The sequence below is a fragment of the Mesorhizobium sp. genome, assembly GCF_041661565.1.
Classification (GTDB): Bacteria; Pseudomonadota; Alphaproteobacteria; order Rhizobiales; family Rhizobiaceae; genus Mesorhizobium.
Genome location: NZ_JBAZUD010000006.1, coordinates 1 through 14,354, shown reverse-complemented (window position 1 = coordinate 14,354; position 14,354 = coordinate 1). Strand labels below are relative to the sequence as shown.

General features: G+C 63.2%; 17 protein-coding genes. 3 read left to right on the top strand and 14 right to left on the bottom strand.

Annotation, left to right across the window (positions count from 1 at the left end):
• Positions 1 to 50 precede the first annotated feature (50 nt).
• From WC739_RS02195 to WC739_RS02180, 4 genes are all read right to left on the bottom strand, one after another.
• Positions 51 to 431 (bottom strand): PTS glucitol/sorbitol transporter subunit IIA, encoded by a 381-nt coding sequence (locus tag WC739_RS02195; protein WP_372951368.1) that lies wholly within the window; start codon positions 429 to 431, stop codon positions 51 to 53.
• 27 nt (positions 432 to 458) lie between these two features.
• Complete coding sequence (locus WC739_RS02190) at positions 459 to 1,457, bottom strand: PTS glucitol/sorbitol transporter subunit IIB (RefSeq protein WP_372951367.1); 999 nt, start codon at positions 1,455 to 1,457, stop codon at positions 459 to 461.
• A 16-nt stretch (positions 1,458 to 1,473) separates the two neighbouring features.
• Positions 1,474 to 2,235 (bottom strand): PTS glucitol/sorbitol transporter subunit IIC, encoded by a 762-nt coding sequence (locus WC739_RS02185; RefSeq protein WP_372951366.1) that lies wholly within the window; start codon positions 2,233 to 2,235, stop codon positions 1,474 to 1,476.
• A 166-nt stretch (positions 2,236 to 2,401) separates the two neighbouring features.
• Positions 2,402 to 2,839, bottom strand: coding sequence for a transcriptional regulator GutM (locus tag WC739_RS02180; RefSeq protein ID WP_372951365.1), 438 nt, complete (start codon positions 2,837 to 2,839; stop codon positions 2,402 to 2,404).
• A gap of 191 nt (positions 2,840 to 3,030) precedes the next feature.
• Between WC739_RS02180 and WC739_RS02175 the strand changes: the two genes are divergently transcribed.
• Together WC739_RS02175 and WC739_RS02170 are read left to right on the top strand one after the other, a co-directional pair.
• On the top strand, positions 3,031 to 3,672 hold the full coding sequence (locus WC739_RS02175) for a hypothetical protein (protein WP_372951364.1): 642 nt from the start codon (positions 3,031 to 3,033) through the stop codon (positions 3,670 to 3,672).
• Positions 3,673 to 3,768: 96 nt separating this feature from the next.
• On the top strand, positions 3,769 to 4,443 hold the full coding sequence (locus tag WC739_RS02170; protein WP_372951363.1) for an HAD family hydrolase: 675 nt from the start codon (positions 3,769 to 3,771) through the stop codon (positions 4,441 to 4,443).
• On the opposite strand, the gene WC739_RS02165 is transcribed toward WC739_RS02170, so the two are convergent.
• The 6 genes from WC739_RS02165 to WC739_RS02140 all read right to left on the bottom strand — a co-directional run bounded on the left by WC739_RS02165 (position 4,440) and on the right by WC739_RS02140 (position 11,447).
• The gene (locus tag WC739_RS02165; protein WP_372951418.1) at positions 4,440 to 5,591 is read right to left on the bottom strand and encodes a DUF930 domain-containing protein; all 1,152 of its coding nucleotides are present in this window, start codon (positions 5,589 to 5,591) and stop codon (positions 4,440 to 4,442) included. The genes WC739_RS02170 and WC739_RS02165 overlap by 4 nt on opposite strands.
• Positions 5,592 to 5,714: 123 nt before the next feature.
• A complete protein-coding gene (locus tag WC739_RS02160; protein ID WP_372951362.1) occupies positions 5,715 to 6,473 on the bottom strand; it encodes a 5'/3'-nucleotidase SurE in 759 nt (252 codons plus the stop codon).
• A complete protein-coding gene (locus WC739_RS02155; protein ID WP_372951361.1) occupies positions 6,473 to 7,636 on the bottom strand; it encodes an MBL fold metallo-hydrolase in 1,164 nt (387 codons plus the stop codon). Before WC739_RS02155 ends, WC739_RS02160 begins: the two co-directional genes overlap by 1 nt.
• Positions 7,633 to 8,712, bottom strand: a complete 1,080-nt coding sequence (locus WC739_RS02150; protein WP_372951360.1) for an ABC transporter ATP-binding protein — start codon at positions 8,710 to 8,712, stop codon at positions 7,633 to 7,635. Before WC739_RS02150 ends, WC739_RS02155 begins: the two co-directional genes overlap by 4 nt.
• Positions 8,700 to 10,403 (bottom strand): ABC transporter permease, encoded by a 1,704-nt coding sequence (locus WC739_RS02145; RefSeq protein WP_372951359.1) that lies wholly within the window; start codon positions 10,401 to 10,403, stop codon positions 8,700 to 8,702. The genes WC739_RS02150 and WC739_RS02145 overlap by 13 nt, the downstream gene beginning before the upstream one ends.
• A 57-nt stretch (positions 10,404 to 10,460) precedes the next feature.
• Entirely contained in the window at positions 10,461 to 11,447 is a 987-nt protein-coding gene (locus WC739_RS02140) for an ABC transporter substrate-binding protein (RefSeq protein WP_372951358.1), read from the bottom strand.
• Positions 11,448 to 11,707: 260 nt separating this feature from the next.
• On the opposite strand from WC739_RS02140, the gene WC739_RS02135 reads away from it, so the two are divergent.
• Positions 11,708 to 12,685, top strand: a complete 978-nt coding sequence (locus WC739_RS02135; protein WP_372951357.1) for a sugar-binding transcriptional regulator — start codon at positions 11,708 to 11,710, stop codon at positions 12,683 to 12,685.
• A gap of 18 nt (positions 12,686 to 12,703) precedes the next feature.
• Here WC739_RS02135 and WC739_RS02130 read toward each other — a convergent pair whose 3' ends face one another.
• From WC739_RS02130 to WC739_RS02115, 4 genes are all read right to left on the bottom strand, one after another.
• A complete protein-coding gene (locus WC739_RS02130; protein ID WP_372951356.1) occupies positions 12,704 to 13,072 on the bottom strand; it encodes a hypothetical protein in 369 nt (122 codons plus the stop codon).
• A gap of 109 nt (positions 13,073 to 13,181) precedes the next feature.
• Entirely contained in the window at positions 13,182 to 13,625 is a 444-nt protein-coding gene (locus tag WC739_RS02125) for a type II toxin-antitoxin system VapC family toxin (protein ID WP_372951355.1), read from the bottom strand.
• Between the two features lie 2 nt (positions 13,626 to 13,627).
• The gene (locus tag WC739_RS02120; protein ID WP_372951354.1) at positions 13,628 to 13,879 is read right to left on the bottom strand and encodes a type II toxin-antitoxin system Phd/YefM family antitoxin; all 252 of its coding nucleotides are present in this window, start codon (positions 13,877 to 13,879) and stop codon (positions 13,628 to 13,630) included.
• Positions 13,880 to 13,959: 80 nt separating this feature from the next.
• Positions 13,960 to 14,354: 2-oxo acid dehydrogenase subunit E2 (locus tag WC739_RS02115; protein ID WP_372951353.1), on the bottom strand; the 395-nt coding region annotated here is incomplete at its 5' end.

Below are 14,354 nucleotides of genomic sequence, written 5' to 3'. Positions count from 1 at the left end.
TACTCTGGTTTTGGGCGCCGCTCCCGACGAAGGCGGCGGCGCGGATACTGTCAGGCGGCGATTGTGATGATCGTGCCTGTCTTCAGGGCGGCCACGAGCGCTTGCGTGTCGACCAGCGACGCGCAGATCTCGCCCGGCCTCTCGGCCTCAGGGGCGCCGTTGAATGAAATGACCACATGGCCCATTTCGACGACCTTGCTCCAGGCGCTGGAGCCGACGGCCGTTATGACGGCGGAAACGGGCCCGAGGGTGATCGACGCGCCTTTTTGCGGCGCGCCGTCACTGGGTCCGTGCTCCGTCTTGTGGAGCACGGAGACCTCGGCTAGCTCGGGCGGCGAGCCATCCGCAAACAGGATGACCACGCCCCCTTCGGCAAGGTCCGCCACTTCGGGCCCGATGGCAGTGACCCGCGTTCTCAACAGAACAGTCATGTGGCGAACCTCATTTTCTTACTTCACTCAGAACACGATCAGGCTGACGACCCATGCGATCAGCACGGATATGGGGCCCATGATCTGGCGGCTGATAAGCACCGCCGGAACACCGATCTCGATCGTCTTCGGCTTGGCTTCGCCGAGCGCCAGGCCGACGGGGACGAAGTCGCAGCCCACCTGGGTGTTGTAGGCAAACAGCGCCGGCAGTGCCATCGCCGGCGAAATCGTGCCGTTGGCGATCTGCGGACCGATGATGGCGACGCCGATGACCTGTGCGATGACCGCGCCTGGCCCGAGGATCGGCGACAGGAACGGCAAGCCGCAGATGGCCGAGATGACCAGAAGTCCAACGATGTTGTTGGCCAGCGGACCCATCGGCTGGGCCAGCACGTCGCCGATGCCGGTGTACAGGATCAGGCCGATGAGCATGGTCACGAAGGCCATGAACGGCAGCACGTTGCGGATCACCTGGTCGATGGTGCGGCGGCCGGCATTGAAGAATATGCCGACGACGCGACCCATGACGCGGCCTATCGTGCTGATGAAGCCGATAAGGCCGCCTTCGCTCGGCAGCGGTGTCGGCGCCGCGGGCGCGTTGCTAGAACTCATCGATGCTGCTCCCCCTGCAGTCGTAACGGCTTCGGACCCGTCCGCCATTGTGACGTCGGCCGGCTTGACGCCCGAAACGTAGATATCCTCGGTGATGAACTGGGCGAGAGGCCCGGACTGTCCGACCGGCGTCAGATTGACGGTCGGGATACGCTTGCGCGGGTAGACGCCGCATCGTGCGGTGCCACCGCAATCGACGACGACAACCGCCATCTCGCTTTCGATCGGCGGCGCCTTGAAGCCGTCGACGGCCTCGGCGCCGGTCATGTCGGCAATAAGCTGGGCGACCGGATGAATGCCGCCACCAGTGACGGAAACAACCTTGCTGCGCTGTTCTGTCGGCTCGATCACGAGCGGACCACCCCAACCGGTCTTGCCCCGGGTGATGCGTACGGCTTTGTATGTCTTTGCCATGATGTCCTCCCCGCCCTTAAAGCTCGACGCCCTGGCGGCGTGCCATGATGGCGGTGATGCGCTCGGTCAGCATGCCCTTGAGCAGGATGACGACGAGGCCGACGATCGCGTACCAGATCGCCACCTTGACGTGGTAACCGGCAACGACGACGCCCTTCTTTTCCAGTTCCAGCAGCGCGACGAGAATGCCGCCCCAGACGAAATATTCGCCGGGATTGATGTGCGGGAAAAGGCCGAGCGGCGGATGCACGTAGGACACGGCCGCGTCGTAGAAGGCAGGCTTGTGCTTTTCTTCCAGGAACGATCCGAACGTGTAGGCCATCGGATTGGTCAGGAAGAACACGGCCAGCAGCGGCAGCAGCGTGTAGCGCGTCAGGGCGATCCTGCCGGCGCCGCGGGCAAGGCCGTGCACGCGCTCTTCACCGACCAGTTCGGTGACGGCGTAGAAGGCGGTCATCAGGACGACCAGCGTCGGAATGATGCCGGTGACGAAACCGGCGAAAACCTCGCCACCCTTCTGGAAGATACCGATGAAGTACTTGCCGATGGCGGTGAGCCAGCCGAGTTGCTCCTCCTGCTGGACGTCCTTCAGCTTTTCCTTGAACTGATCGACGGTGATAGGCCCGCTGTCCGCCTGCGCGAGGACAACGAGATGGTCAGAGGCATGCTCGACGGCGAGCTTGCCATGCAATGCAGCATCCGAGACCATGGCCCCTGCGACATGCAGGTGGTTCACGGCCATGTCGGCATGCTGCGCCAACAACGAAAATACAGACATTTCTCCTCCTTATGCCGCCCTGCCGGTAATCCCAGCCGACGCGCGGCGTCCTCTAGATCATGATGCCGAAAAGCGCGACGCGGCTTTCGGATGACATCATGCTCTATCCCTTTGATTTAGAGCCGGATTCAGATCTCAGGTCGATAAGCCCTGCAATCACCCGGTTCTAGGCCCTTGCTACGTTCAAACCGGATAGACCCGGCTTCTTCCCCGGCTCCGACCGCGCTTTGTCGATCTGTTCGATCGCCCGCTTCACGGCCTCGGCCACACCGGGTTCCCCCTCTCCCATGATCGCGGGATTGGACCGGATGCGCTCGAGAGGAACACCCTCGAATTCTTCGTGTCTGTTGAACTTGGTGAACACGGACCTGCCGGTCATCACCATGAGGCGGCGCACGATCATGTCGGGCGTCACCACGACAAGCGCGATGGTGCCCTTGGCAAATCGACCGCGAAAGTTGCCGGCTCCGACGAAGCCATCCTTGTACTGGTTGGTGACGCCCTTGAAGACGTCCGAATAGTGCCGCATCTGCAGCCAGACGCCGAGCGACTGCAGCGCCCACACAATAACCAGCAGGAGCAGTCCCCATTGCCAAATCGCCATTCGGTTCTCCTCCCGAAGCCTATGTCGATCCGCACTTTGCACCGATGCGTGACAACAGCAAAGTGAGAACATTTGTTTCCGGGAATGTCAATATGTATGATATTAGCCGTGATCACGGTCATCCACAGGCAGGCCAACGATTTCGGCAACGCCATGGCTGTGCTAGCCTGTCGGCAAACGGGATGGATGAAATGGATTTGCCCTTCAGGGACGAACTGGCTCTTATGCCCGATCTGCGGCACCGGCTGAGGCAATTGCGCTGGTTCCGCGCCACTTTCCGCGGCAGCGCCAAGGTGATGTCCGACACGTTCGGCGTGCGCTTTGAAATCGACGAGGCGAAGCTCACTCGTGCCTTTCTCGACTGGGTCGAGATCATGGAAGCACAGAAGCGTTTCGCCGCCATAGACCGTGCGGACTTCATCGTCTTCGCCGCCGGCCTCGTGCTGCGCGAACTGATAAAGCAGGCGCCGGCCCGGGAAATCTCCGGCCTCACCCAGCTGATCGAGACGGAGCGGAACGCCGGCACGCTGGAGATCGTCCGCTTCTGGCCTGAGGGTTTTCTCTACACGAACTACTGTGTCTCGGTGATTTCGGCGGTTCACGAACAGGAATTCGGCAATGCGCCGAGCATCGACAAATGCGCCGACGATTTGCGCACTTGGTGGTCCTACCGCGAGAACGTGACCGAGATGCCGGCCTATGCTGTGGCTTTCCTCGACCGTTTCCTCGGCGCCGAGCCCAACTGGATCACACCCGATCGCGCCCAGTCCCGTCAGGCCATGCAGCGGGCGCTCGGATCCGCCCGAACGCCTGACGCGATTCGCCAGCTCTGACTCCGCCAGGGTTGCTCGCCCCAAAAACACCGCACTATTGAACATTTGATTTTTTGCCGATAGCGATGTCCAAAAATCGGCACCCGGGAGAAGTGCGTGGCGCGTTCAAGAATGATCATTTTCGATTGCGACGGCGTTCTCGTCGATAGCGAGCCGCTGGCCGCGCGTGCCTATGAGCGCGTCTACGAAAAGCACGGCATGCCCGGCGTCCATGGCGGCATCATCGCGCAGTGCGTCGGCATGAAACAGTCGGACATCATCGTCAGGATCAGGGAATTGACCGGCCACCAGTTTCCAGCGTCTGCCGACGGCGACATCTGGGCCGAGACCAAGATCCTGTTTTCACAGGATCTGAAGCCGACACCAGGGATCACCACGTTTCTGGAAACGCTCGCCGGCGATCGCTGCGTCGCTTCGTCGTCCTCGGTCGAGCGTATAAACCACAGCCTGGCCGTCACCGGCCTGGCACGGTTCTTCGGCGAAGCGATCTACAGCTCCTCGATGGTCAGGAACGGCAAGCCTGCGCCTGACATCTTCCTGTTCGCCGCTGACAAGATGGGCGCCAACCCGGCCGACTGCGTCGTCATCGAGGATTCGCCCTTCGGCATCCAGGGCGCGGTCACCGCCGGCATGACGGCGATCGGCTACACCGGCGGCGGCCACACCTATCCGGAGCACGCCGCCCGGCTGACGGCGGCAGGCGCGGATTTCGTCTGCGCCGACTGGCATGACGTCAGCCGCCAGTTGTCGAGGCTCGGTGTGCCAGCCTAATCCAGAGGGAACTTCGGGGTGAACCCGCGACTGGCCCATTCGCCAGGCGGAATCAAGGCGCCGACGCGGAAGGTGAAGGACACAACCCTTGTTGCATCGGGGTCGACCTCGCATCGGAAACTTAGATTGTACCACTCATGTCGGGTGCTGAAGGCACTTTGCGGGGGGTTGAGTACGTTGCCTTTGTCCAATTCAATGGTTGGCACCCATTTGATCTCAAAATCGGCCCCCTGCAACTTCGTGCTCAGGACATTGCCGCAAAGATTGGCAACGCGCTGACCGCGCGAAACGTTGTCCATTGAACTCGTGGCCAGCGCTTCACCGGTCGCTCCCTGCGAGTAGAGTTTTCTGACGCCTGGCAGACCGGCAAAGACCGGAGATCCGGCGGCCCCGGTGGTCGCAGAACCCGGCTTCCTCGCATTCCGGCTCGGCGCCTTGAAAGCTTGCGCGGATTTGAAGCTCATGGTCTTTGCAGGCTTGGGCTTTGTCTTTTTGGGTGGAGATGGAGGCGCCGGCTCGGTGCCGGCCTTATCCGCCAATGGCTTTGGCGCCGCGGCCGCTTGCTTTTCGGCCGGTTGCGGCGTCGTTTCCGGTTTGTCCGGTTGCTGTTTTTCAGCCTCCTCCGTCGCCTGCTTCTCCTCGCTTTGCGCGGGCTCGGTCTCCGGCGGGGTGGTTACAGGCTTCTCGTCAGCCTTGCCGGCATCGGCCTGTTTGGGGGCCTCGCTCGGCGCGGGCGTGGGTTCTGCAGGCGGCTTCGCAGTCGCCTCCTTGGCCGGCGATTGCGTGTTGCCTTGAGCGCTGCTCCCATCAGGCGATTTCTCGGGCCCGGTGTCCTTGTCGCCATACTGGAAAACGCGCTTCAGGACCGGAATATCCACCGGCTTGGGCGGCTGCTCGGGCGGTTTTTCTGCCTTGGGTTCGGGCGGCTTTTCGGCTTTGGGAACAGGGGGCGGTGCGGGAGCGGGTTTCGGCTTCGGCTGCTCGGGCGGAGGCACGAGCGAGACATTGACGGGCTCCTCCTCGCGCGGCTGCTGGGGAGGCCTCGACAAGCCGTGCACCAGCAGCACCAGGATGAGCGCATGCAGGATCAATGATGCGGGCACGCCCCACAGCAAATTCCGGCGCCGTTCTCGTGCCTCGTCCGTCATCGTGACCGATGTGGAATGAAATAGCGGCGGCTTCAAGCTTCGGCAGCGAATTGGCGCGCTTTGCCCCCTGACAGTCTGGTGATGTCGATGACAAGGACGGCCTCTTCAGCCCTGGCCTTGGGATCAGCCGGCTTGGCTCTTTTGAGAAATCCCGTGCAACAACCGCTCGTCCAGCCGCGTCTCGCCAAACCAGTTCAGCCGGTTGATGGCCACGAAGCCTGCGTCGATCGCCGCGTTTTCGTCGCCCGGCTGACTGGCATGGGCCCGCCCGCGCGGGACTGTGATGACCGTGCGGTCGCCGTCGCTTTCCACGACCTCGGCCTTGCGGCCGATCTTGTCGCGGCCGATGCGCGGTTGCTTGATTTCAGCCGGCAGCTTGGTTGGCAGGTTTACGCTCAACCAGTGCCCCTCCGCCGCCCAGTCGGCGCGCGATTGCCAAAGCGAGGCGATCAGGGCGCCCAGCCACTGGTCGTCGACATCGGTGAAATCCGGATTTTTCACGCGCGAGAAGCCGATGGCCGGCACGTTCCAGAAGGTCGCCTCCCGGGCAATGCCGAGAGTGCCGGAATAGGCAAGATCCTCGGCGACATTGCGCCCGTCATTGACGCCCGACAGCACCAGATCGGGTTTCTTCGCATCCGCAAAAAGCCACGTCATCGCACTGACCACACAATCGGCGGGGGTTCCGGAGCAGGAATACCAGCCCGGCTTCGTGCGCCGCATTGTCAGCGGCCTGGCAATCGTCAGCGACGAGCCGGCGGCGGTGCGCTTGCCATCCGGCGCGACCACCCAGAGGTCGTCGCTCAACCCGCTCGCCGCATTGACGAGGCGGGCTAGCCCTGGCGCCTCGATGCCGTCGTCGTTGCAGATTAGGATTCGCATTATTTGCTCCTCGCCGGCACCTTGATGCGCTGGCCGGTGCGGCACTGCGCGAGCAGTGGCGGAATGTGGATTTTCAGGTCGGCAAGAGAATCGGCCGCGCAGGAATGCCCGAGTGCTTCAGGCCGTCCCGCCTTCTCCCAGATATCGACATTCCCGCCTAGCGTCGGGTGGGTCGGCATGCGCACCCAGTCTGCCCGCCCGGCCTTGTGCAGGCGATCGCCCGGAGAGCCCGATGGCAAATGCCCGGTGAGCAGCACGGGAAATCCGGCGGCGGCGGCACGGGGCAGCAGCCGCGACGATGGACCGGCCTCGCCCATGCCGTCATCGGCCAGCAGCGGCATTGACGGCAGGAGATCGGCATCGGTCCAGTCGGCCGCATCACGCAAGCGGCGTTGCAGCAAGCCGGATACACCGGGCAACAGGGCCGTTGACGCGCCGATCTGCGTTTCGAGGGAAGCGCGCATGCTGGCGTGGATGGCGAACGGACCCGGCAAGGCCGCGATCAGTTCCAGCGACCGGCCCGACAGCGGCGTCGGCAAGAGACATCCGTTTGCATGTCTCGTCATCCAATCCGAGATCTCGCGAGCCCGCGCCGCCCCGGATACCGGATCGGCACCATAAGACGCATCGAGAACCAGGAGATCGCATTGCGGGATCGTGTCCATGACAAAGACATTGCTGTCCGGCACGACGTCGGCCGAATAGGCGAGACGGCTTTCCCCATCATCCACGGCAAACCAGACGCCGCCAACGACGTGCCCCGACCGTCCCGTCCTGATTGAGAGATTGCCGCTCTTCAGCGTATCGCCGGGCTGGAAAAGCTCGATGCGATCGGCTGGAAAGGGAAACCGTTTGAGATCCTCGGCGTCGGCATAGCCGGCAAGCGTCGCCGGCGCCTCGTCGCGGGTCTCGGCGGTCATGAAAATCGGACCGGCATAGCCACGCGACAGCAGCCAGCTCAGCGCGCCGACATGATCCTCATGCGCGTGCGAGACAAACAGCGCATCGATATCGCCGGCCGAGCCAGCAAGCGCCGGATAGTATTCGGCGCCGGTTGCCCCGACCTTGATGCCGACATCGAGCAGGATACGGTCGTTGCCGCTGTTGACGGCAAGGCTGGTGCGGCCCTTTTCACCAAAGCCACCGAGCAGGTCGAGCATCATCCCTGGGCCGCTCCCGCGGGGATCAGCCAGCCGGATCTTATCCGCAGCCGCGCCTGCGATCCGCTCTGCAGCAGCACGGGGTCAGGCTGCTCAAAATGCAAGGTGAGATCGGGTCCGGCCGAAGGCGCGAATTCTATGCGCGCTGAACCGCCCTGGTAGACAACCCTCTTGACCAGGCCGTCGAAGCCGGGACCGTCCGGGGACACATCGAGATCCGCCGACCGGCAACAGATCTTGGCGCCGGTTCGCGGCCGTTCTCCGGCGCGGCAGCGAACAAGCAACTCCTGCCCCAGCACCCGTACCTTGCATTGGCCGGCCTGCTCCGCGCTCAGCACGTCGGCAGGCAGCAGGATGCCCTGCGAAATAAACGACGCCACCATTTCATTTGCCGGCTCATGGTAGAGCTCGCGCGGCGTCGCCAGCTGCGCCAGCCGGCCGCGATCCATCACCGCGATGCGATCGGCGAGCGCCATCGCCTCGGCTTGGTCGTGGGTGATGTAGACGATGGTCGTGCCTGTGCGCTTGTGGAAGGCGGAAAACTCGTCCTCCATCGACGCCCGCAGATGCACGTCGAGGTTGGCGAGCGGCTCATCGAACAACACCAGCGAGGGCGCGGCCACCAGGCAGCGCGCCAGTGCGACACGCTGGCGCTGGCCGCCGGAAAGATTGGCCGGCCTGCGGTCACCCAGCCCCTGCAGATTGACCAGGGCCAACGCTTCTTCCACCTTCTGGCGCGCGACAGCCTTGTCGAGCCTGGCCACCTTCAGCGAATAGCCGATGTTCTCGGCGACCGTCATGTGCGGCCACAAGGCATAATTCTGGAAGACGATGCCGACACGCCGCTTTTCCGGCGCGACATTGCCGCCCTTGCCCGACACGACTTCGTCGCCGATGCGGATCTCGCCCGACGTCACCTTCTCGAAACCGGCGACCAGCCGCAGCAACGTCGTCTTGCCGCAGCCGGAGGGCCCAAGCACGGCCAGGAATTCGCCGTCCGCGACATCGATCGAGACATCCTTGACCGCTTCGAAGTCGGCAAAGTTCTTGGTAACGTTGTCCAGGGTCAATCGCGCCATGGCAGCACTCCGCCGGGAAGGTATGGGGCAAGCAGATTGGTGACCAGCATCAGCACGAAGGTGACTGCCACCGTGATGACCGACATCGCGGCCGCGTAGTTGGAGTCACCGCCCTGCTCGAAGGAAAACATCACCACCCCGATCGTCTCCGACCCCGATGACCACAGCAGCGCCGAAACCGTGAGTTCGCTGAGCGCTGTCATGAAGATCAGCAGGCCGCCGGCGATGGCCGCCGGAGCGACAAGCGGAAAGATGATCGTGCGCATGCGCGTGAACAGCCCCGCGCCCGCGACTTGCGCGGCTTCTTCAAGGGCGCGGTCGATCTGGTGATAGCCGGCGATGGTCGGCCGCAGTGCCAGCACCAGGAACCGGGCGAGATAGGCGTACAGGATGATCCAGACGGTGTTGTAGAGCTGGATCCCGGTCAGCGGGATCGGCCGCAGGAACATCAGCAGCGCTGCGATCGCCAGCACCACCCCGGGCAAAGCGTAGGGCAGTTCGACCGACAGATTGAGCAGCCTCACCCAGCGCTGCTTGCCCCAGGCGATCAGATAGCCGATCGGCACGGCGACCATGACGGCGAAGAAGGCAGCCGCGATCGACAGCCAGAAACTGTTGAAGAAGGCCCGGCTGGCCGCCGCATGTTCGAACAGGACGAAGCGATAATTGTCGAGCGTTGCCGTCTTGGCATTGAGCGCGATGCCGTAGCCTGGCACCAGCGACGTCAGCACCAACCCGAATAGCGGCAGGATCAGCACCAGGATGATCAGCAGCCACATGCCGGCCTGCACCGCGGGCCGCCAGCGGCCGAGTTCATAGGGCTCGGCCGCCAGCGACGTGGAACTGATGCGGTAGTCGCGGCGCCGGCTCATGAGTTCCTGGGCGAGGATACCCGCCATGGCGATGACGCCGATCAGAACCGACAGGAACGCCGCCTCGCCCAGCACGGCCGGACCGCCGCCGGCCAGCCGCTGATAGATCAAGGTCGGCAACACCAGATAATTGGCCGGAATGCCGAGAAAGGCCGGAATGCCGAAATTGCCGACACAGGACACGAAGGCAAGGGCGGCGGCCGCCATGATCGAGGGCGTCATCAGCGGCAGCACGATGGTGACCAGCACGGTGAACCAGCCTGCGCCGCCGGCCCGCGCCGCTTCGACCAGCTCACGCGGCAGCTTGCGCAGGCCGGCGCGCACCAGCAGGAAGACCAGCGGCCCATACTGCACGCCGAGCAGCAGGATGATGCCGGAGGTGGAATAGAGCGGGTTTTTCGTGCCGAGCGGAGGCGCCGCGCCGAACAGCTTGAGAAATGGACTTGCCGGGCCGAACAACTGCAGCCAGGCGAGCGCCGTCACCTGCGGTGCGATCATCAATGGCATGACGTAGCATAGCACCAGGGCGCCGCGGCCGCGGATATCGGTCAACGTGATCAGCACCGCCACCAGCGTCCCCGACACCACCGCCAGGATGGTGCCGCCGATGCCGACGACCAGGGTGTGCCAGGTTGCGATCCAGGTCGACGGACTGGAAAGGCCGGTCTTGATCGCGACGGTCGACAGCGTGCCGCCAGGCGCGATGATCTCCTTGATCAGGCGCAGCATCGGCAGCAGCGACAGAAGCACGATGACGACGCCCACCGCCGCCGTCAGGGCCATTTCCTGGCCCCGACTTTCCCTGATGCGTGTTGACATGGTTGCGTTCCTGAGGTCCGGCATGCCGGCCGAACCGGCATCCGCGTGACTTCCGACTTAGCCGCCGAACAGTTCCGAGAACTTCGCCTTGTCGGCGTCGGTCTTGGCGACAATCGCCTTGGTGTCGAACGGCATCACCTTGACCTTGACGCCTTCCGGCAACCATTCGGGACGGCCGACAGAAGAGCGCGCCGGCAGATAGCCCATCGAAAGCGCCAGCTTCTGGCCGTCATCCGAAAGAATGAAGTCGACGAACTTCTTGGCGCCGTCGACATTCTTGGCGGTCTTCATGATCGCGACCGGCTCGGTCACCGCCGGCACGCCTTCGCTGGGGAACACGAATTCGACGGGCGAGCCCTTCTTCTTGGCGTTCATCGCCATGAAGTCGACGAGGATGCCATAGGGCTTCTCGCCCGAGGCGACCGACTTCAGCACCGCGCCATTGCCGCGCACGCTGACCGTGTTGTTTGTCTTGAGCTTCTGGAAGAAATCCCAGCCGTAATTGGTGTCGCCGACGAAGCCCGAAAGCAGATAGGCGGCCGCGCCCGAATAGAGCGGGCTTGGCATGACGAGACCATCGGCATAGGCCGGCTTGGCAAGATCGGCCCAATGCTGCGGCTTTTCGGCAGCCGCTGTGTTGTAGACGATGCCGGTGGTGATCAGCTTGCTGCCAAAATAGGTCTTGTCGGCATCGTAGGAACCCGCCTCGATCCCATCGAGCTTTGCCTCGGGATAAGGCAGCAGCCGGTCATCCTTCTTCAACAGCTCCATGCTGACCGCGTCGGCGATCAGAAGCACATCCGCCTGCGGGCTGCCGGCGGCGAATTCGGCCGCCATCTTGGTGAGGATGTCGCTCGTTCCGGAGCGATAGATGGTGACATCGATACCGGGCTGCGCCTTCTTGAAGGCATCGACGGTCTTCGCCGCGTCTGCTTCCGGCTGCGACGTGTAAAGCGTCAGAGTTTCAGCACTTGCCACGCCGCCGAACAGCGTCGCCGCGAGCGCGAGCTGGCTGGCGAACAACTTGATGAATAGCGTCTTCATGAGACCTCCTGATCTGTGTGTGCATGACCGGCCCGGCCCCTTGGCCGGCTCCCCGTCTCTTCCTCCCTGCACGGCGCGTATGACTGGTGGATGACACAGCGCGTGAAACCCACAGAATATGTTCATATGTACAATGTCAATTACAAATGAACAGGACTGTGTCACAATCCACCCGCCGGCAACCCGGCATCAGTTGACATCCGGCAGGCGTTTCTCCGATTTGGGCGCGACGGCCCACGGCTCACGAGGACGAGAACACGATGCCCACGGAACAGCCCAGACCGGTTCGCACGGGATTGCCGATGGTTTCGTCCGACCTCAACGTGAAGACGGCCTGGCTCTACTATGTCGAGGGCTTCACGCAGGAGCAGATCGCCGAAAAGCTCGGCGTCAGCCGGGTAAAGGTCATGCGAACGCTCGCCGCCTGTACCGCCGAAGGCATCGTCGTCACAATGATCAACGCGCCGACGGCGGAGCAGGTCGCGCTCGAACGGGCGCTGGAGAAGCGCTGGGACCTCAGCGCCGCCGTGGTCATCCCGACCCCGTCGGCCCACGAGCATCTGGAGAAGGCGATCGGCCACGCCGTCGCGGCCTATCTCGGCGAGCAGATGCGGGACGGCATGACGCTGGCGATCGGCGGTGGCGCCACGCTTCATTCCAGCCTCGGCTTCCTCGAACGCCGGCGGTTGAAGCGCGCCTCGGTGGTGGCGCTTGTCGGCAGCCTGCCGCACTCGCAATGGATCAACCCCTCCATCGTCGCCGCCAAGGTCGCCGATGTCTTCGAGGTCGACAGCTACCAGATCACCGCGCCGGTGACGGTCGACGAGCCGTCGCTTCGTGACCTCCTGTGGGCGCAGCCGGCGTTGCAGGATGTGCGCCGCCGCGCGGCCGCAGCCGACATCGCGCTGCTCACGGTCGGCGACATGTCGCCCGACGCCACGATCTTCCGACACGGCATCGTCCCCTCGTCTCTGATCCCCTCCTTGAAGGCGAAAGGCGCGGTCGCCAACATGCTGTGCTATTTCGTCGACGCCGCCGGCAGGCTGGTCGACCATGAGGTCAACGGACGCATCATGGCCATCGATCTCGACGTGGTCGGGCGGGTGCCGAACGTGGTGCTGGCCGCGGGCGGCAAGCGCAAGGTTCCCGCGATCCTCGCCGCGCTGAAAGCCGTCAGCACCAATGTGCTGATCACCGACAGCGAGACGGCCGCGGCGTTGCTCGCCAAGGGTGTCTGAGTTGGCTTTCGGCCGTGGCTAGATCAGGCCGCGTTCGCGCAGATAGTCCTCGACGCCGACATGGGTCATGGCTTCGAATTCGGCGATCGCCTCGGCCACCCGCTTGCGCTGCGCCGCCAGCAGCGTGAACACCTGTTTCATTTCGCCGGAAACGCCGAACCGGCTCCACCGCTCGGCGATATGCATGGGCAGGCCGATATCGGCGCAGAACGCGTCCAGGCTGTCATAGCCGAGGCTGACGACAAGCTGACTGGTTTCCTCCGCCGACATGCGCGGCTCGAAAGCGTGATCGTGCAGGCGCTGCGCCACCAGCTTGATATCGGACGGCGACGCACCCATGACCCTGCTGAACAGGGTCTTGACGTCGGATGGGTCGAAAGCGGGCATGTTGGCCTCCCTTGGATCGCAGTTCCCTCGAACATGGGTCAAGGGTCGGCGGCTGACAAGTCGGTTTCATTATAAGCCGGCGAATCATTTGGCGATGTCCGGCGCCCATCTATCCCGGTAGTCCGACAAACGGATTTTGGCACTTCACGCCCAATGGCCGGAAATGCTTTTCATTGGCCGTGAGCACGACCAGATCATGTTGGCGACCCGTGGCGGCAATCGCAATATCCTCGAACCCCGGCGAAATGCCTGCCGAACGTGCGACCGTCATGAGTTGGCCCGCGAGCGTTGCCGCTTCAAGGTCCAGCGGCAGGATACGGCGGTGATAATAATGCCGGATTTCTCCCCACCATTCGGTGAGCGCGGCGGCTTTCCTTGTGGCGCCGACCCGCGTGGCGTTCGCGATCCCGTCTTCTATTTCGGCTGCCGTAATGACAGACAGCCATAAGTCGGAAGACCGATTGACGATCCAGGCTACCAGTGCATCGTCGGCAGGCGTCCGATGCCTGGAGGGCGCCAGCAGACTGACGACATTGGTGTCAAGCAGATACACGATCAGAACGCAGGATCACGCAAGACACGTGCGGGTTTGTGCTCTCGCACAGACAGATCGCCCTCTTCAAGAGGCGAATTCGTCAACAGCCAACCGAGCGACGGCACCCGGGAAAGACGTTCATAGTCGGAGTAGCTGATGACGACGGCTTCCCTCTTGCCATGACGGGTCACGACGGTCGGTGTCCCTGCCACGGCCTCATCGACCACATGGGAAAACGTGGCTTTCACGTCTTTAAGCTGAGCTTCTTTCATCGGCTGTCGTCCTATGACCAAAGTAGTCATATAAAGTATGCAGCTCGTGCCAACAAGGCTCGAGACACGCCGACAATCCTTTAAACCAGCATGCCCATCGGGTTTTCGATCAGCCGCTTGAAGGCGACCAGCAGTTCGGCGCCGAGCGCTCCGTCGACGGCGCGATGGTCGGTCGACAGCGTCACCGACATCACCGTGGCTATCTTGATCTCGCCATCCTTGACCACCGGCCGCTGCTCGCCCGCACCCACCGCCAGGATCGTCGCGTGCGGCGGATTGATGACGGCGGCGAAGTCCTTGATGCCGAACATGCCGAGATTGGACACCGCCGTGGTGCCGCCCTGGTACTCTTCCGGCTTCAGCTTGCGGCTGCGCGCGCGGCTGGCCAGATCCTTCATCTCGTTGGAGATGGTCGACAGCGTCTTTTCATCCGCATGCCGAATGATCGGCGTGATCAGCCCGCCCGGGATCGACA